The sequence below is a fragment of the Undibacterium sp. Xuan67W genome (assembly GCF_049340165.1).
Lineage (GTDB): Bacteria > Pseudomonadota > Gammaproteobacteria > Burkholderiales > Burkholderiaceae_D > Undibacterium.
In genome coordinates, this window is the sequence record NZ_JBMPPN010000007.1 from 12,689 (window position 1) to 30,103 (window position 17,415).

Below are 17,415 nucleotides of genomic sequence, written 5' to 3' on the forward strand. Positions count from 1 at the left end.
ATAAAACCGCCATTCATTATTAGCCAAGGTGTTCCTAATTCAGGATTGCTATGCTATAATTTCGTTTTTTCGCGGCTGTAGCTCAGCTGGATAGAGTACTTGGCTACGAACCAAGGGGTCGTGGGTTCGATTCCTGCCAGCCGCACCAGATTCAAGGGACTAGATGCAAATCTAGTCCCTTTTTTCTTTCCTGCGTTTATTTTTAATGCGCATCATGTATTCAAGGGCGCAACGTCGCGTCTGGTGACCTCGCGCAATCAGGTGGTATGGCGCTGTGATCAGATGGTCTGATTCAGTAACAGATGGCGCAGGCTCCATCCTTCTGGCGTGCCTTGATTCATGCCTGCGGCGGCTTTGCTTGTGGAGATATTCGAATCACGATGGGCATCAATTACCGAGGTAAGCAGGCGGTCAAGTTGTTTGGTATCCGGTAGCATGGTGCCAAAAAACTGTACTGAGTCTTTGTGCTGAATTAAGAGTGTAGGGAAATTTTCAATCTCGACCTCATCAACCAGATGCGCCTGATCTTCAATGTCTATCCAGGCAAAACACAGATCGGGATGCTTCTTCGCCAGCGCCTCAAAATGCTGGCGATAACTTGTGCAGGTGTCGCACCATGCAGCACACAGGCAGGCGACTAGCCATGCTTTGTTCTCTAACTGACTTTTGATGCTCTTCAGATCTTCGGTATTGGTCACTAATTTCATATGCTCTATTTTAACCTAAAGCTTTTCATCTCAAAATTTTGGGTGAAGTGTCACTCCCGATGTCGCTGTTAGCAATGTCAACAGGCGATGTTCAAAGATCTGGGTTTGGGTTTGTGGCTGCGCCCTGTAAAATACGTGCATGACAATATTACTTGCAATTGAAACTTCTACTGAACTGGCTTCGGTCGCCTTGCTGACAGGCGAAGCCTTGCTTAGCCGTGAGCTATCTGGTGTGCAAACACATTCTCAGGGCATCTTGCCCGCCATTCAGTCATTATTATTGGATGCTGGCATTCGCTTGCAGGACTGCGATGCGATTGCTTTTGGCTGTGGACCTGGCGCTTTTACGGGAGTGCGGACTGCTTGCGGCATCGTGCAGGGACTGGCGTTTGGCGCTGAGCTACCCATTTTGCCTGTTGTAAGTTTGCTTGCAATGGCGGAAGCCGCTAAGCAGATGGCTGACACCACAAATGTAGTCTGTGTTCTGGATGCCCGGATGGGTGAGGTATATTGGGCGCAATATCGTTATGCCGAAGGTCGTTGGCTGGAACTTGTAGCGCCAGTCTTATCGAAAGCTGATGAGATTAAAGCGATTGAGCCTTCTGATGACATTATTTATGCATTAGGTAATGGCGTAGTATTGACGCAGTTTGATGCGTCCATAAAACAGATCCCAAGCATGCCTCATGCCAGACAAATCGCTGCATTGGGGATGCATGATTTTAAAGCCGGTCTGGCAATGGACGCATCACATGCGCAGCCTCTGTACTTGCGGAATAAAATTGCCTTGACTACGGCTGAGCGTCAGCAATTGAAAGAAGCCGTTTGATGCAAGAAGGTATGTATTTTTCCCGGCTAGGTTTCGAGGATGTTGACGTTATTCTGGCGATTGAAGAAAAAGTCTATAGCCATCCTTGGACACGCGGTAATTTTTTAGATTCTTTGTATAGCGCGTACCATTTTCTGGGCTTGCGCGACGCTGATCAGACCTTGATCGGCTATGTCGTCCTAATGCCCGTGATGGATGAAATGCATTTGCTTAATTTGGCCGTTGCTGCCGTGTATCAAAGACAGGGTTATGCCCAAAGTTTGCTTGAGCAGATGCTGGCGTTTTGCCGGGAAAAAAAATGTCAGTCAATTTTGCTTGAAGTCCGTGTAAGCAATCGGCGCGCGGTTGACGTGTATCAGCGATTTGGATTTAACGAAATTGGTCGGCGCAAGGGATACTACCCGGCGGAAGACCAAACAAGAGAAGATGCGATTGTGATGCGCCTAGAATTGTGAGCTCCCATGAATAATGCTGAACAACATGATGCCTTCCTTGATGAGTTGGGGATAGGCCCAGTCTGGAAGTTGCACGATAGCAGTGCATCAATTGCTACCATTTCCCATGTTGCTGAAATCGTTCCAGTTCCGCGTGTTGTAACACCGGTTCCAGCAATTATCCCAGTCGGTGACGGCCTGCTGCGTACGCTTACGACCGACTCGGTACTAGGCGGCACTTCTACTCTTGCTCCCGCTGCTACTAATATGGATCAAGCAATATCGATATTGCCAGCTACATCTACTGCCGTTGCAGAGATGGACTGGACAAGTTTGGAAAATACGGTGGCAGCATGTCGTGCCTGTCAGCTTTGTGAGGGCCGGGCGAATACGGTGTTTGGTGTCGGCGATCAACGCGCAAAATGGTTGTTCGTCGGTGAGGGCCCAGGGTATCAGGAGAATTTGCAGGGAAAACCTTTTGTCGGGCCTGCCGGACATCTGCTGGATAATATTTTGCGCGCATTGGGCATGCAACGTGGTGAGAATACTTACATCGCCAATATCGTGAAATGCCGCCCGACGGATGCCCAAGGCAAGGATAGGGCGCCATCTCCTGAAGAGGTTGCTGCATGTCTGCCCTATTTAAAGCGGCAGATCGCCTTGATACAGCCTGAAGTCATCATTGCTTTAGGCAAGACAGCAGCGGTTTCCTTGCTTGATCTGGACCCGGAGACGCCTGTGGGGCAATTGCGCGGTAAGTTGCATCGTTATCAGAGTCTGCCTCTGGTTGTCACTTATCATCCCGCATATTTATTGCGCAAACCAACCGAAAAAAGCAAAACCTGGGAAGATCTTTGTCTCGCATTGCGCTCGATGTGAGGTATGAGAACGTATCAAAACCAGTTTCATCGTCAATGGCAACATCTCCATGATAAGCATGTACGTGCTTTAGCCTGGCTTATTACTTCACCGCCATTGCTGGCAGAGGTGCTGCGGTGGCGAGATAAGATCGCTGAGATTGAGGCGGGCGATCATCCCAGCTTGATTGCGTGGCTCACAGAGCTGGATCGTTACCCGGAAGCCTTGCACCAGGCTCTGGAAAGTCACCATCAGCGCCGCTTGGGACGCTATGCCGAAAATCTCCTGGCGTTTTATTTACAACATCTGAATATTTTGTACGCGAAAAATGTTCAGGTACAAAACGGTAAACATACGCTGGGTGAGTTCGATTTTCTATTGCACGATATCAATGGTTTGTTGCACTGGGAGCTGGCGACAAAATTTTATATCCATGTCGCGGAGGTGGGCGAGATCGACCGCGGCGTGCATTTGGATGACTATCTGGGGCCAAATCTGGTTGATACCTTGTCTGCCAAGTTAAATAAAGTGTTTACTCAGCAGTTGCAGTTATCCCAGAATCCCGCCGCTGCATCCGTGTTGCCTTTACCTGTGCTGAAGGCGGAAGCCCTGATCAAGGGCTGGCTATTTTATCGACCTGACTATGCATGGTCTTCAGTGGCGTATCCTGCGGAGATAGCAGTGAATCATTGTCGTGGCTATTGGTGGAATGTTGCCGAAGTCATGCAATTAGAATTATCTGCCGGACTGATATTGGACAGGCTGGATTGGTTGGCGCCGGCTCAGGCCAGCGACGCCGATGTGATGGATAAGGCAGAACTGCATGAGCATATCAGCCAGCGCCTAATACACTTTCAAGCTCCCGTTTTGCTGGCTGTAATGTCAAAAAACAGAGAGGTCTGGCAAGAAAGTTATCGTGGCCTGGTAGTGCCAGATACATGGCTGACAAACGCCGTACAAAGGCGTTTGCAAAACAGGTCCTGATAGCCCACAGTCAAGTTGAATTGATGGAGTAGAAAACGATGAATTTTTAGCTCTGGCAAGACTGGAGTACGCCGCATCGTTCGCTATTGGCAATGACAAGCTACGCCGCCATGTGGAAAAAGGCGCAATGCATGCGTACCAGATTTAGCTTGGCTGACTACTAGTGCTTGTGTTCGCCGATCAATGCCAGCGAATCAAATTCCAGCTGATTCGCCGCATGTTTGCGCATCACCATATATGTCGTCCCTGATACAAACAGGCCAAACAAAATGATGACGATGTGAATATTCAAATTAAAAGACACCATCAGGGCATACAAGGCCAGCATGGTCAGAACAGAGAGATTTTCGTTAAAGTTTTGTACGGCGATCGAGTGTCCTGCACTCATCAATACATGGCCGCGGTGCTGTAGCAAGGCATTCATAGGAACTACAAAAAATCCAGCTAGGGCACCAATCAATATCAGCAGCGGATAGGCAACCCAGACGTTAGTCACCATCGTCATCGTAATGACAACCAAGCCCATCGCGACGCCCATGGGCATCACTGACAGCGATTTTTTTAACGGGACGAAACGGGCGGCAGCAACTGCACCTAGCGCGATTCCGACTGCGGTAACACCTTGTAAGGCGGCGGCTTTGTCCAATTGCATATGCAATGATTTCTCTGCCCATTTCAACACGATAAATTGTAAGGTTGCACCCGCCCCCCAAAATAGAGTGGTCACAGCGAGCGAGATTTGACCTAGCTTATCTTTCCATAAAACACTGAAGCAGCCGGCAAAGTCTGCAACAAGCTTGACCGGATTATGTTGCTGACGAGCATATTTGGCACCAGTGTCAGGTATACGGAGATTGAACAGAGCTGCCAGCGCATACAAACTAATGATGACGCACAGGGCGGCCTCATTCGGTGTATTGATACCGAAGTCTAGAACGGGAAAGTCAAAATTCAGGAGAGCCGCCGAAATATGCGGATTGACCAGCAGGCCACCTAAGACTGTACCAAGGATGATCGACGTCACTGTCAAGCCCTCGATCCAGCCATTTGCTGCCACCAGTTTTTCGGCCGGAAGCAACTCGGTCAGAATGCCATATTTTGCTGGTGAATAGGCTGCAGCACCAAATCCTACGACACCGTAGGCAACCAAGGGATGCACATGAAAAAACATCAGGGCGCAGCCACCAACCTTGATCAGGTTTGTGATGAACATGACCTTGCCTTTGGGCAAAGAGTCTGCAAATGCACCAACAAAGGCTGCCAGTAATACGTAGGATAAAACGAAGAACAGTTTTAAGAGAGGCGTCATCCAGGCGGGTGACTGCATGGAGATCAGCAAAGACATCGCAGCAATCAGTAAAGCATTGTCTGCAAGCGACGAAAAAAACTGCGCCGCCATGATTGTGTAGAAACCGCGTTTCATTCTTTATTTTGCCTGTTACAAAATGTCACCGGCTTGCTTTATACCATGAAAATTAAAGAATATTCGTGATTTAGACCAAGTCAATTGCTGAATACTGGGTAAAATAACAGTAGTTTTGTATAAGTCCTCATTTATCTAATTTTCTAGAAAACCCGTTTTCTTTATTCAACGATGGCCAAACCTAAAACCAATTACACCTGCACTGAATGCGGCGGCATCGTCAATAAATGGGCGGGGCAATGCCCGTCATGCCAGCAGTGGAATACCTTAGTAGAGACAATCGTCGAGGTCGGCGGCAACCGGTTTTCTGCCAAACATCAAGGGATTACCCAGACGGCACCAGTTCTGAACCTCGCTGATATCGAGGCAGAGGAAGTGCCGCGTTTTGGCACCGGCATTGACGAATTTGACCGGGTATTGGGCGGCGGCCTGGTGGCTGGCGGCGTGGTTCTGATCGGTGGCGACCCGGGTATCGGCAAATCAACCTTGCTGTTACAAGCCTTGTCGAATTTATCGAAGATCAAAAAAGTCTTGTATGTCAGCGGTGAGGAGTCCGGTTCTCAGATTGCCTTGCGCGCAAAGCGACTGGCCGTTGATGCGAAAGACCTGCAGTTACAGGCAGAAATTCAGCTGGAAAAAATCCTGAATACCCTTGCCGATCACAAGCCACAGGTCGTCGTGATTGACTCGATTCAAACCATGTATTCCGATGCACTGAGTTCTGCGCCCGGATCGGTCGCACAAGTGCGGGAATGCGCGGCTCAATTGACGCGTGTCGCCAAAACCATGGACATCACGATGATATTAGTAGGACATGTGACCAAGGAGGGCGCTCTGGCGGGCCCCCGTGTGCTTGAGCATATTGTTGATACGGTGCTGTATTTTGAGGGGGATACGCATTCGAGTTTCCGTCTGGTGCGTGCCATCAAAAATCGATTCGGTGCGGTCAATGAGCTTGGCGTATTTGCCATGACGGAGCGCGGCTTGAAAGGCGTCTCCAATCCTTCGGCCCTGTTTTTGTCGCAGCACGATACTCAGGTCGCCGGATCGTGCGTGATGGTGACACAAGAAGGCACCAGACCCTTGCTGGTCGAGATACAGGCCTTGGTCGATAGTTCGCACGCACCGAATGCCAAGCGGCTCTCTGTCGGGCTGGAGCAGAACCGTCTGGCGATGTTACTGGCAGTGTTGCACCGTCATGCAGGTGTGGCGGCTTTTGATCAGGATGTATTCATTAATGCCGTGGGTGGCGTCAAAATCACCGAGCCAGCGGCGGATCTCGCCGTCTTGCTGGCGATTAACTCATCAATGCGGAATAAACCTTTGCCAAGAGGTCTGGTGGTTTTTGGCGAGGTGGGATTGGCGGGAGAAATTCGCCCGGCACCACGCGGTCAAGAGCGTCTGCGCGAGGCTGCCAAACTCGGTTTTTCGATTGCGATGATTCCAAAGTCCAACGCACCGAAACAAGCGATTGAGGGATTGACGCTGATTCCCGTGGACAGGATTGATGAGGCTTTGAATAAAATCAGGGATGTAGACAGTTATATCAAAGATGACAAGTAAGCTGTCTTTGACCGGGAGTTTTTACAATCTCTGCACTCATCGCTGAACAGATGCTCATGATTGCGAATTTCTAAAAAACCTTGAATCGATACTTCATAGCACCGCTTACTCCTGCCTCTTCTCTGTGCCTCCGTATTTCTGTGGTGAGAGGTCTTGATTTTTGCGTCAGTCCTATCGACGTCACTTTTTAATTTAGAGGTTTTTAGAAACTTCTGATTTGAATCCACTAATGTTCATGCGGTCTTCAGCCTGAAATATGCCGGAAAGCCGCATCTATATTGCGGATTGGTTTTTGAGATTAGGGTTTTGATGCATGTGCTGAGCTTGTCTGCTCGTACCGATTTGTGTAGAAGGTCATGCGATTTCAACACGACTATTCGTAGCGCATCAACAAAGCCTGGCTGCGGCAATACCGCTGCGTACGGCGGCTTCCAGTGTTGCCGGATAATCGCCCTTGGTGTAATCCCCGGCGATGAAGCAATTTTCTAATCCTATCTGGTTGTCCGGTCGTTGCAAGGAGGGCGTGCAGGAGAAGGTGGCGCGCTTTTCTGAAATAATTTGCTGCCACCTCGGTTTTGCCAGTTCGGGCATCTTAAACATGGTCGCTAGTTGCAAGGCGATTGCGTTACCCAGAGCCTCATTACCCAGGTCGGTCGCCTGATCCGATGCACTGACGACGACTGCCAGCAAGCCGGCTTGTTCCTTGTGCAGTTGACCCCGGTCAAAGACAAACTGTCCCCAATGTTGCAGTTCTGGCCGGTCTCTTAAGGCAAAGAACGGGCGAGACAAGCGCAGCTCAGGTGAGTATTGCAGATAGCACGTTGTGATCGGCTCGTACCCCAGTGCTGGCAGTGGCGTGATTTTTTGTTCAGTCGCGACTGTGTTGAGCAAACGGCCAGCCTGTTCGGCGCCAGTGGCAATAATCACGGCGTCAAATTCCTGGTTACTTAAGACCTCATCGCTATCGCATCCCAGACGCCACTTTACTGTGTTGTTAGTAGTATTTCTGTTTGCTGCGTTTGCTATCAGGCGTTTGATATTCACGCCTGACCTGACAATACCACCTGCGTTTTCGATGAATTTTTGCGCCTTTTCGGGGAACAGCGCGGACAAATCCCATTTGGGAATCAGCATGTCCGATGCTGCACGACCGGCGCCGAGGCTATCTCTTAATACATGTAAGAATACTTGTGCTGATGCGCGTTCTGGCGGTGTGTTGAGTGCCGCGATACATAGGGGCACCCACATCAACTGGCATAGCACTGGCGTTTGATCAAAACGCTCCAGCAGCTCAATGACACTGCAATCCTGATGTAATTGCCAGCCCATCCAGCGCGCCGTTGTAGAAAAGCGGGCAAGCGCCATCTTGTCCTGCCTGCTTAAGCCTTTGGCCCGCAGCAAGGCGACCAGCAGATGCAGTGGGGCCGGTAATTGCGGCGCTATAAATTCCATGCCCTCGTCGAGCGATGGATAGACCATCTGCAAAGGGAGCCGCAGAAACGCTTGATCCAAGGGAATGCCGACCTGGCGCATCATTGTCAGCGTAGCATCGTAGGCGCCGAGCAGGATGTGCTGGCCGTTATCAAGAGTATGTTCTTGAATCGCGACTTTGCGAGCCCGTCCACCCAGTGTGCGTGAGGCTTCTAGCAGGGTGACTTGCGCCTGACCGCGGCTTAGCTCTACTGCTGCTGCGCAGCCCGCCCAGCCTGCACCAATGACGGCAATGCGTTTGCCGGCAACGGACTTGTTTTTAGCCACGGATATAAGTTTTCCAGGCTAGCCAGAGTTTGCGGATCGGCGTTAAAGAAATCCGCTGATTGAGTACGTGGAAGCCATCACGTTGAATCTCTACCAGCAGGGCACGATAAATGGCTGCCATGATGAGTCCCGTGCGCTGAGCTTTTCTGTCCTCTGCGGGCAACAAGGCGAACGCCTCGTCGTACAGGCGCTGTGCGCGTTCGTACTGAAACTGCATTAAAGCCGCAAATTCCGGGCTGTGGCGTGCATTCAGAATATCGGCCGCTGTCACTTTATATTGTTGCAGCTCATTGACCGGCAGATAGATACGTCCTTTGCGGGCATCTTCTCCGACATCACGGATGATGTTCGTCATCTGGAACGCCAGTCCCAATTTCTCAGCAAATTCTTTGGTTTGCGGGTTGGTGATCCCAAAAATACTCGCAGATAAAATGCCAACTACGCCTGCCACATGCCAGCAGTATTTTTGCAGGGCAATAAAATCGAGGTAACGGGTCTGGTTTAAATCCATCTCCATACCGTCGATGATGGCCTGTAAATGGGCACCATCCAGAGCAAAACGAGTCATGTGAGGTAGCAGCGCTCTCGTCACGGGGTGGGTCGGACTATTCGCCAGCATGGCTTTAATTTCGCCTCTCCACCAGTTTAACTTGCTGCGTGCAACGGTATCGTCGGTGCTTTCATCAACAACATCGTCGACTTCACGACAAAACGCATAAAGTGCTGTAATTGCCAGTCGTCTTTCTTGAGGTAAAAATAAAAAGCTGTAATAAAAACTAGAGCCGCTTTGCGCTGCTTTTTGTTGGCAATATTCGTCTGGTGACATATGGGATGGGGGATACGAGATAAGGGATGCGTAAATAAGCGGCTAGATTGCGGTCAAATAAAGAATGGCAAGCCAAAACAGGCCAGGAAACCTTATTGCTGCACGAAAGCCGCTATGCTAACCGACTGTGACGGAGACCACAAATGTTGCCTGTTAAAATTGTGTACCCGTTCACTCTGTTGTAAATAAAATGGGTATGGCAAGCCAGCTTTTTGGTAAAGCGCGCATCACCTGTTTGCCATCACCTGTAATAGTTTGTAAGCGGAATAAAGCTTTTTGTATCAGGCATGCACTTTTTGACTCAAGCTCATATACCATTACGAACTTGCTGAAATTTTGCGTTGACTAGTCAGTTAAAGTGATCAGTCGATTTAAACCGCAATCAGTTTCCCCCGTTTGACCTAGACCAATTTGGAACATCGAATGAATAAAATGAAAAAAATGAGCCTTTTCGCCCTTGCTACAGGCTTGATTCTCGCAGTGGCTGCTTGTGGCGGTTTTGTGTACACCACGGTCGGCGGCACTGTGACGGGCCTCGGTAGCGGGACTACATCAGGCGGAACTTTGGTATTGGTGGATACGGCCGCATACAAACAGTCCTTAACTTTGGACGGTACTTTTTCATTTAAAGTTGCCAGTAATGCTGACTACAACATCACAGTAGGAAGCCAGCCTGCACAGGTGAATTGCACGGTGACCAATGGTTCCGGTCACATGTCGAGTGATGCAGCTGTAACAAATATCGCAGTAAAATGCGTTCCTAAGGTTCCTGTAACGGCCACATTGTCAGGCTTAAGCACTGGTACGCTTATTTTGTACAACAATGCTAACGTTAATCTGGATGCGATAACTATGACGACGAATACGGCTGCGACGTTTAGCTACTATATTGCAAGTGGTCAGACATATGCAGTGACAGTAGGTGTCCAGCCAGCTGCTCAGACATGTTCAGTGCAGAACGGAACTGGTACTGTCGATAATAGCAATTTAGCGGGAGCTAACAACGTACTCGTGAAGTGTATTCCTAGCGTACCGGTTTCAGTCGTATTGACAGGTTTGGGTTCGGGCAAAACTGTGACGATTGCTGATAATGCGACTGATTTCCTGTATCTGTCGGCTACGGGCACCTACACTTTTACCAATTCGATTGTTGACGGACAAACTTATGCAGTAACCGTTACTACTCAGCCGACTGGTCAGACTTGTACTGTGGTGAGTGGTTCTGGTACTGCGTTATTAAGCAATCCTACAGGGGCAAGCAATATTGCGATTAATTGCGTGAATAACTAAGCAAATATCCAGCAAGCATCCGTTCAATCTGGTTCATCTGGTTTGAATGGATAAAAAAGCCGGCATCTATCAAGATGCCGGCTTTTTAATTTTGCGCACTTATTAATTTCTAGAGTGTGCTGATGTTCAACTCGGAGCGTAAATCCTGCTAAGTGCTAGAGACTCTGTAATTGTCCGTCTTGATTGAAGAAGAAAATATCTTCATGTTTAAAGCCCCAGCGACCACCTTTGAGGCGAACAAATGGTTCAAAGCTAAAAAATGGCACATCCCCCAGCGTAGCATTGTTGCGCGCTTCAATAAACTGGCGTTGATCGCGGCTGGTCGCAATGCTATGTCCCACATTGCCGCGATAATCCAGGTTCACAAAACCGCTTTCACGAATACGGACATTCGCCCACTCAAACAATTGCTCGAACGTGGTGTTGGGTTTGACCAGACGCAGCATTTGCCGATGTAGTTGTTGTAAAAAATGTAGTCCATTTTTAAACTCCAGCTGTTTCGGTTGCATAATGACCTTCCCATCCTCGACCACCAGAGAGCGTGCATAGTCGCCCCAATACTCGCTTCTTGCCGGGCTCAGGTCAATTGTAATCAGGTTGGATGTACCTACTGTTTCCGTATTCGCCTGATAGTCGCGCCCCGAGATTGACACGCAACTTCTTGATCCAAGTAACACTAGGGCAGGGCATTGGTAGTACCAAGTATCCTGATAGCCGGCTTCGCACAGGAACTCATGTGCTTTGCGGGAGATACTTTGCTCTGTATCGTTTGCATCAATCACGACGGCAAGATGCACCATTGCCTCTTTCGCAGCCTGTTGCGCTTTGCGATGCTCGGCAATTTGGTGTTCAGTTGGCATGGCGGTTTGCTATGGCAAAGAGAATGGGATTGATGTGTGTTCTGAGGTGAGGTCTGACAAAATATGACACGAATGCTATTTTTCTTTATTGCTACTGGTCACCGCTCTTACGCCAGCGGCAGTGACATCAACAGCCGTGCCGACGACGGCGCTGCCAACTTTCACTGTCGTTGATACGGCGGCATCTGCGACGGCTAATACGGTGCAGCCGCTACTCAGCACTATAGTCAAAGTCATGACTACTAGCGGATAAATACGTTTCATGATGGTTTTGTCTGCGTTTGAGCATTGTTAAATTCGTCATCACGAATCATAGCGGGATAGTCAGATTCAGTCATGTTCTTTGAAAGATTAATTTTGAAACAAGCTGTAATGACATACTTGTTCAGGACGCTTGCTTGGGACGCTTGTTTGTAACACTTATCCCGCTCAGCGCCGCTACATCCTAAATGCCCGCCATAGCATGACGAACCAATCTGCTTTCTCTAATTGAGGACGATGGTGAAACACATTGCCTTGAACGGCGTCTATCTGCTCTAGTATTCTTAGCCCGCCCTGAGTTACCAGACGCAATTCCCATCCTATCCGTCCGGGTAACCGCTTGCACAAAGGCATACCACTGATGAGCAAAGCTCTTGCTCTGCTTGTCTCGAATTGCATCAGAGCCGTCCATTGGGCGTTATGGTGTTGGTTGGCGATCTGCTCTTCGCTTATATCGAATCGGATCAAATCTTCCTGAGGGATATAAACGCGTTGCTTGTCCCAGTCGATTGCGACGTCTTGCCAAAAATTGATTAATTGCAAAGCGGAGCATATCGCATCTGAATCACGCTTATTCTCTGCTGATGCAGCGTCGTAGAGGTGCAGCATCAGTAGTCCAACAGGATTGGCAGATCTGCTGCAATAATCGAGTAAGGCTCTGTAATTGCTATATCGGGTAGTCGTGACGTCTTGCTTAAAGGCTGACAGCAAGTCCCGGAATGCTGGCACAGGGAGAGCATATTCCAGAATGACTTTTTGTAAACGTGTAAACAAAGAATGCCCGGGCTGCTGGTTTGTCACTATTCTATCCAGCTCAGTTTCATACTGAGACAATCCTGCTAAGCGTTGCTCAGGCGTTGCATCTCCTTCGTCCGCAATATCATCGGCAGTTCTGGCGAAGGCGTAAATAGCCTCCACCGCCGGACGTAAGCGTGCAGGGAGCAGAAATGATGCAACAGGAAAGTTTTCGTAATGCTCTACAGTCATATTCACGCTTGAATTAGTGAGTGCCATACAGGCTTAAAATTAATGACTCAAAAGTCATTGGCAAAAAAATGACTCGCCACTATAATTACTAACCGTTAAGTCAGTAACAGAACTTTATCGGCTGATTCGCGAGTCATCAATCACAGCGATATGCCTGAATTGACAGCGCGCTCCATACATCGAATCACAGTAACTGGCAATTCGTACTACGCGTCAACGAATAACCTTGGCTTTTGTAGCCAGCATAGTAAAGGAAAACTCCCGTGCCAACATCGCAAAATACCGTTTTTAATGAGTCAGCCAGGTCCGCCGGCAGATGCTTTTTTACCGGAAAGCCCTTAAATCTTTTACCTGTTATCGCTTTGTTGTTGCTGGCGGGATGTTCAAAACCAGCTGAAAAGACGGAAGATATCCGTCCGGTAAGAGTTATTAAAGCGAGTACAGATGGTGCAGATCAATCAGCAGAGTTTTCGGGGGAAGTGCGTCCTCGTATTGAATCTCGCTTGGGATTTCGTGTTGGCGGAAAAATCGTTGCCCGCAAGGTGGATGTCGGCAGCGTAGTGAAGCGAGGTCAGGTTTTGATGCAGTTAGATCCGCAAGATCTGGCATTGGCGCAGTCCCAGGCAAAGGCGGGTCTAAGTGCAGCGGAAAGTAACCGTGACCTGGCGAAAGCAGAGTTAAAACGTTATGAAGATTTAAGGGAAAAGAATTTTGTCGCTGCGGCAGTTTTGGATGGCAAAGTGACGACGTTTAAAGCAGCACAGGCCAGCTACGAACAAGCAGTCGCTTCTTACCGTAACCAGACAAATCAATCTGGGTATACCACTTTGATATCTGATGTCGATGGTGTGGTGACGGGGATCGATGCCGAAGTAGGGCAGGTCGTCGCGACGGGAACATCCGTGGTGCGTGTGGCGCAGACGGGGGAGACCGATGTTGTGATCGGTATTCCTGAGGATAAAGTGAATTCGATCCGGCAAATTTCTGACATTCGTGTGCGTCTGTGGGCGAACCAGGGTGAGGTACTGAGCGCTAAATTACGCGAGCTCTCTCCAATCGCCGATCCTGTGACCCGCACTTTTACAGCTAAGCTGGCTTTGCCTGCAAACGCGAAAGACGTCAAGTTAGGCATGACTGCGTATGTCACATTTGCTGCGAAAAATCCGAACGCAATGATCAGGTTGCCAATGACAGCGTTGTTTAATGATAAAAATACCACTTCCGTATGGATTGTGGACGGTGGTGTTGTCAAACTAAGCCCTGTTGTCGTTGCTGGATCTGCCGGACAAGATATTCTGATTGCGAAAGGCGTAACCTCAGGCCAAAGCATAGTAACAGCCGGTGTAAATTTGCTTAAAGTAGGTCAGCGGGTAAGTATTCTTGGTATGGAATCTGGCAGCGCTGAAAAAGCCGGCGATAAAGCGTCTGGAAAAGTCAGTGCAGCGTCCGCTAATGATGTTGCAGCAGGAGTTGCTAAATGAGTGAATCCTCAGGCGGTTTTAATCTGTCAAGGTGGGCCTTAGAGCATATCCCGCTGACGCGCTATTTGATTGTCGTCTTATTATTGGGCGGCATCATGAGTTATGGTCGTTTGGGGCAGGACGAAGATCCGCCCTTTACTTTTCGTGCGATGGTGGTAAGAGCAAATTGGCCCGGTGCAACTTCCTTGCAAATGGCAGAGCAAGTTACCGATAAGCTGGAGAAAAAGCTTCAGGAAACGCCGTATATCGACAAGATCCGTAGTTACTCTAAGCCGGGGGAGACTTTAATCATCTTGCAGTTGCGCGAATCGACGCCACCAAAAGAAACGGCGCAGTCCTGGTATCAAGTGCGCAAGAAAATTGGGGATATAAAAAGCACCTTGCCGTCAGGTGTAATCGGACCGTTTTTTAATGATGAATTCGGCGATACCTACGGTTCTATTTTTGCTTTGTCTGGTGATGGGTTTACCTATGAACAGGTCAAAGAATATGCTGACTTTGTCCGTCAGCAGTTTTTACGTATTCCGACCGTATCTAAGGTCGAGTTATTTGGTGTTCAGGATGAGAAAATAAATATTGAGTTTTCTCAGAAAAAATTCTCGCAATTAGGCGTTTCATTTGATGCGATTGTCAGTCAGATTAATTCGCAGAACACGGTCGAGGCAACGGGTGTATTAACCACGTCGAGTGATAATTTACAGGTCAGGATTTCCGGCGCGTTAATGACCGTTAAAGATCTGGAGAACCTTCAACTACGCGCAAATGGAACGACATTCCGCTTGGGTGATTTTGCAACGATCAAACGTGAGTATAAAAACCCGCCGCAAGACAAGATGCGCTTCAATGGTAAAGAAGTCATCGGTCTCGGTATCTCAATGGAAAAAGGCGGCAATATCATTGAGCTGGGTAAAAATTTGCAAAAGGTAACGAACGATATCAAGAGCAAAATGCCGGTCGGCATACAGGTTGAGCGAGTCTCCGATCAGCCTAAAATGGTGACGTCGTCTGTTGGCGAGTTCGTTAATACCTTGATTGAAGCTGTCGTGATCGTATTGGCAGTGAGTTTCTTGTCGTTGGGCCTTCACACCAAGCCGTTTCGCCTGGACATCTGGCCAGGTCTGGTTGTAGGTTTGACGATTCCTCTGGTGCTGGCGGTGACTTTCCTGTTTATGCGTATTTTTGATATCGATCTGCATAAAATTTCGCTGGGGGCCCTGATCATCGCTTTGGGCTTGCTAGTTGATGATGCGATTATCGCGGTAGAAATGATGGTACGTAAAATGGAGGAGGGCTTCTCGCGGTTTGACGCGGCGACATTTGCCTACACCTCAACAGCGATGCCGATGTTGACAGGGACTTTGATTACTGCGGCAGGTTTTTTACCTATCGGTCTGGCAAAATCTGCTGCGGGTGAGTACACCTTTTCTATGTTTTCGGTGAATGCGCTGGCGCTGATTATTTCCTGGCTGGCCGCCGTTTTATTTACGCCTTATTTAGGTTATCTGCTGCTGAAAGTCAAACCGGCAGCGAATGCTGATGGCCACCATGAGTTGTTTGATACGCCGTTTTATTCGCGTTTTCGCAAGTTAGTGAGCTGGTGTGTTGAGTGGCGCAAAACAACTATTGTGATTACCTTGGCTGTGTTTGGACTGGGGATATTTGGATTTAAATTCATTGAGCAGCAATTCTTCCCTGATTCAAGCCGTCCTGAATTGATGGTGGAGTTATGGCTGCCTGAGGGGAGCGCGTTTGCTGCGACCGAAGCTCAAGCGAAAAAATTTGAAAATTTCATTCAAAAACAAGAGGGTGTTGAGAGCGTTACCAGCTATGTCGGAACCGGTAGTCCACGTTTTTATTTGCCACTGGATCAGATTTTTCCTCAGACTAACGTGGCGCAAATCGTTGTACTGCCTGTCAATCTGAAGTCAAGGGAAGCCTTGCGTTTGAAAATTGTGAATGCTTTTAAAGTCGATTTCCCTGAAGTGCGCGGACGGGTGAAAATTCTACCGAACGGACCACCTGTTCCTTATCCTGTGCAGTTCCGTGTCACAGGTCTGGAAGTGGCGAAAGTGCGTGAAATTGCCGATCGCGTAAAAGACGTAATGCGCGCTAATCCAAATGCGATAGGGGTCAATGACAACTGGAACGAGTCTGTGAAGGTAGTGCGCATCGACCTGGATCAGGACAAATTGCGTGCTTTAGGTGTTACCTCGCAAACTGTCATGCGCGCAGCAAATACGATATTGACAGGAACGACGGTTGGACAATTCCGTGATGATAATAAGTTGATCGATATCGTTGTTCGTCAGCCTGTTGATGAACGCTCTACGATTAATGCACTAGGTGACGCGAATATCCCGACGGCAAGCGGCAAGTCTGTACCGTTGTCGCAATTGGCGCGTATTAAGCTGGTCTGGGAGCCGGGTGTGGTGTGGAGGGAAGGGCGTGAATGGGCTGTCACTGTTCAGTCGGATGTGGTGGACGGCATTCAAGGTCCAACGGTTTCCAGTCAGATTTCACCCAAGCTGGATAAGATTCGTTCTGAACTTTTGCCTGGATATAAGATTGAACTGGCTGGTGCAGCAGCAGATAGCGGTAAGGCACAGGAGTCAATCGCTGCCAACGTTCCTCTGGTTATTTTTATCATCTTTACTTTGCTGATGTTGCAATTACATAGTTTCTCTCGCTCGCTGCTGGTATTCCTTACTGGTCCACTTGGCGTTGCCGGTGCAGCAATGGCATTGCTCTTGTTGCAAAGACCTTTTGGTTTTGTTGCTCAGCTCGGCGTGATTGCATTGTTCGGCATGATCATCCGCAATTCTGTGATTTTGATTGACCAGATTGAGCAGGATATTCAAGCGGGGGCACCTGCTTGGGATGCGATCGTTGAGTCGGCAGTAAGGCGCTTCCGTCCAATTATCTTGACCGCAGCGGCGGCTGTATTGGCGATGATTCCTCTTTCAAGGTCGGTATTTTGGGGGCCAATGGCGGTAGCGATCATGGGCGGTTTGATTATCGCCACTGCATTGACGTTATTATTTTTGCCGGCTTTATATGCGGCTTGGTTCAGAGTAAAAAAAACGGCATAGTCAATTAGGCAGATGAATGTTGCGGGCTTGTTTGCCGTTTTTAAAGCAAGTCCGCACAGGATTAA

15 protein-coding genes and 1 tRNA gene are annotated in these 17,415 nt (G+C 48.8%); 9 read left to right on the forward strand and 7 right to left on the reverse strand.

The window, feature by feature from the left end; translation table 11 throughout:
* Positions 1 to 71 precede the first annotated feature (71 nt).
* Positions 72 to 148, forward strand: a tRNA-Arg gene (locus tag ACO0LE_RS08210).
* Between the two features lie 130 nt (positions 149 to 278).
* Here the strand turns inward: ACO0LE_RS08210 and ACO0LE_RS08215 are convergent.
* Positions 279 to 707, reverse strand: coding sequence for a thioredoxin family protein (locus tag ACO0LE_RS08215; protein WP_422959919.1), 429 nt, complete (start codon positions 705 to 707; stop codon positions 279 to 281).
* Positions 708 to 846: 139 nt separating this feature from the next.
* Here ACO0LE_RS08215 and tsaB point away from each other — a divergent pair, with 139 nt between their 5' ends.
* Genes tsaB through ACO0LE_RS08235 form a run of 4 tightly spaced genes read left to right on the forward strand, consistent with a single transcriptional unit; the run spans position 847 to position 3,812 of the window.
* Positions 847 to 1,536, forward strand: a complete 690-nt coding sequence (gene tsaB, locus ACO0LE_RS08220) for a tRNA (adenosine(37)-N6)-threonylcarbamoyltransferase complex dimerization subunit type 1 TsaB (protein ID WP_422959920.1) — start codon at positions 847 to 849, stop codon at positions 1,534 to 1,536.
* Positions 1,536 to 1,991, forward strand: coding sequence for a ribosomal protein S18-alanine N-acetyltransferase (gene rimI / locus ACO0LE_RS08225; RefSeq protein ID WP_422959921.1), 456 nt, complete (start codon positions 1,536 to 1,538; stop codon positions 1,989 to 1,991). The genes tsaB and rimI overlap by 1 nt, the downstream gene beginning before the upstream one ends.
* A gap of 6 nt (positions 1,992 to 1,997) precedes the next feature.
* Positions 1,998 to 2,849, forward strand: coding sequence for a uracil-DNA glycosylase (locus tag ACO0LE_RS08230; protein ID WP_422959922.1), 852 nt, complete (start codon positions 1,998 to 2,000; stop codon positions 2,847 to 2,849).
* Between the two features lie 3 nt (positions 2,850 to 2,852).
* On the forward strand, positions 2,853 to 3,812 hold the full coding sequence (locus ACO0LE_RS08235; protein WP_422959923.1) for a DUF1853 family protein: 960 nt from the start codon (positions 2,853 to 2,855) through the stop codon (positions 3,810 to 3,812).
* A gap of 160 nt (positions 3,813 to 3,972) precedes the next feature.
* Here ACO0LE_RS08235 and lplT read toward each other — a convergent pair whose 3' ends face one another.
* Positions 3,973 to 5,235, reverse strand: coding sequence for a lysophospholipid transporter LplT (gene lplT, locus ACO0LE_RS08240; RefSeq protein ID WP_422959924.1), 1,263 nt, complete (start codon positions 5,233 to 5,235; stop codon positions 3,973 to 3,975).
* 171 nt (positions 5,236 to 5,406) lie between these two features.
* Between lplT and radA the strand changes: the two genes are divergently transcribed.
* Complete coding sequence (gene radA / locus ACO0LE_RS08245; protein ID WP_422959925.1) at positions 5,407 to 6,798, forward strand: DNA repair protein RadA; 1,392 nt, start codon at positions 5,407 to 5,409, stop codon at positions 6,796 to 6,798.
* A gap of 387 nt (positions 6,799 to 7,185) precedes the next feature.
* Here radA and hpnE read toward each other — a convergent pair whose 3' ends face one another.
* Both hpnE and hpnD read right to left on the reverse strand, forming a co-directional pair.
* A complete protein-coding gene (gene hpnE / locus ACO0LE_RS08250; RefSeq protein WP_422959926.1) occupies positions 7,186 to 8,556 on the reverse strand; it encodes a hydroxysqualene dehydroxylase HpnE in 1,371 nt (456 codons plus the stop codon).
* Positions 8,549 to 9,382, reverse strand: a complete 834-nt coding sequence (gene hpnD / locus ACO0LE_RS08255; RefSeq protein WP_422959927.1) for a presqualene diphosphate synthase HpnD — start codon at positions 9,380 to 9,382, stop codon at positions 8,549 to 8,551. The genes hpnE and hpnD overlap by 8 nt, the downstream gene beginning before the upstream one ends.
* Positions 9,383 to 9,823: 441 nt before the next feature.
* On the opposite strand from hpnD, the gene ACO0LE_RS08260 reads away from it, so the two are divergent.
* The gene (locus ACO0LE_RS08260; RefSeq protein ID WP_422959928.1) at positions 9,824 to 10,672 is read left to right on the forward strand and encodes a hypothetical protein; all 849 of its coding nucleotides are present in this window, start codon (positions 9,824 to 9,826) and stop codon (positions 10,670 to 10,672) included.
* Between the two features lie 155 nt (positions 10,673 to 10,827).
* On the opposite strand, the gene ACO0LE_RS08265 is transcribed toward ACO0LE_RS08260, so the two are convergent.
* The 3 genes from ACO0LE_RS08265 to hpnC all read right to left on the reverse strand — a co-directional run bounded on the left by ACO0LE_RS08265 (position 10,828) and on the right by hpnC (position 12,780).
* Positions 10,828 to 11,532 carry a M24 family metallopeptidase gene (locus ACO0LE_RS08265; RefSeq protein ID WP_422959929.1) on the reverse strand — a complete coding sequence of 235 codons (705 nt, stop codon included), beginning with the start codon at positions 11,530 to 11,532 and terminating at the stop codon, positions 10,828 to 10,830.
* 75 nt (positions 11,533 to 11,607) lie between these two features.
* A complete protein-coding gene (locus tag ACO0LE_RS08270; protein WP_422959930.1) occupies positions 11,608 to 11,769 on the reverse strand; it encodes a hypothetical protein in 162 nt (53 codons plus the stop codon).
* Between the two features lie 201 nt (positions 11,770 to 11,970).
* Positions 11,971 to 12,780 (reverse strand): squalene synthase HpnC, encoded by an 810-nt coding sequence (hpnC, locus tag ACO0LE_RS08275; protein ID WP_422960064.1) that lies wholly within the window; start codon positions 12,778 to 12,780, stop codon positions 11,971 to 11,973.
* Between the two features lie 263 nt (positions 12,781 to 13,043).
* Between hpnC and ACO0LE_RS08280 the strand changes: the two genes are divergently transcribed.
* On the forward strand, positions 13,044 to 14,261 hold the full coding sequence (locus ACO0LE_RS08280; RefSeq protein WP_422959931.1) for an efflux RND transporter periplasmic adaptor subunit: 1,218 nt from the start codon (positions 13,044 to 13,046) through the stop codon (positions 14,259 to 14,261).
* Positions 14,258 to 17,350 carry an efflux RND transporter permease subunit gene (locus ACO0LE_RS08285; protein ID WP_422959932.1) on the forward strand — a complete coding sequence of 1,031 codons (3,093 nt, stop codon included), beginning with the start codon at positions 14,258 to 14,260 and terminating at the stop codon, positions 17,348 to 17,350. The genes ACO0LE_RS08280 and ACO0LE_RS08285 overlap by 4 nt, the downstream gene beginning before the upstream one ends.
* Positions 17,351 to 17,415 lie beyond the last annotated feature (65 nt).

Excerpts from the sequence above, each read along its gene's own strand:
- ACO0LE_RS08235 (WP_422959923.1), top strand. The coding sequence starts at position 2,853 with ATGAGAACGTATCAAAACCAGTTTCATCGTCAATGGCAACATCTCCAT.
- ACO0LE_RS08285 (WP_422959932.1), top strand. The coding sequence starts at position 14,258 with ATGAGTGAATCCTCAGGCGGTTTTAATCTGTCAAGGTGGGCCTTAGAG.
- ACO0LE_RS08230 (WP_422959922.1), top strand. The coding sequence starts at position 1,998 with ATGAATAATGCTGAACAACATGATGCCTTCCTTGATGAGTTGGGGATA.
- radA (WP_422959925.1), top strand. The coding sequence starts at position 5,407 with ATGGCCAAACCTAAAACCAATTACACCTGCACTGAATGCGGCGGCATC.
- tsaB (WP_422959920.1), top strand. The coding sequence starts at position 847 with ATGACAATATTACTTGCAATTGAAACTTCTACTGAACTGGCTTCGGTC.
- hpnC (WP_422960064.1), bottom strand. The coding sequence starts at position 12,780 with ATGACTGTAGAGCATTACGAAAACTTTCCTGTTGCATCATTTCTGCTC.
- ACO0LE_RS08260 (WP_422959928.1), top strand. The coding sequence starts at position 9,824 with ATGAGCCTTTTCGCCCTTGCTACAGGCTTGATTCTCGCAGTGGCTGCT.
- ACO0LE_RS08265 (WP_422959929.1), bottom strand. The coding sequence starts at position 11,532 with ATGCCAACTGAACACCAAATTGCCGAGCATCGCAAAGCGCAACAGGCT.
- ACO0LE_RS08270 (WP_422959930.1), bottom strand. The coding sequence starts at position 11,769 with ATGACTTTGACTATAGTGCTGAGTAGCGGCTGCACCGTATTAGCCGTC.
- lplT (WP_422959924.1), bottom strand. The coding sequence starts at position 5,235 with ATGAAACGCGGTTTCTACACAATCATGGCGGCGCAGTTTTTTTCGTCG.
- ACO0LE_RS08215 (WP_422959919.1), bottom strand. The coding sequence starts at position 707 with ATGAAATTAGTGACCAATACCGAAGATCTGAAGAGCATCAAAAGTCAG.
- rimI (WP_422959921.1), top strand. The coding sequence starts at position 1,536 with ATGCAAGAAGGTATGTATTTTTCCCGGCTAGGTTTCGAGGATGTTGAC.
- hpnD (WP_422959927.1), bottom strand. The coding sequence starts at position 9,382 with ATGTCACCAGACGAATATTGCCAACAAAAAGCAGCGCAAAGCGGCTCT.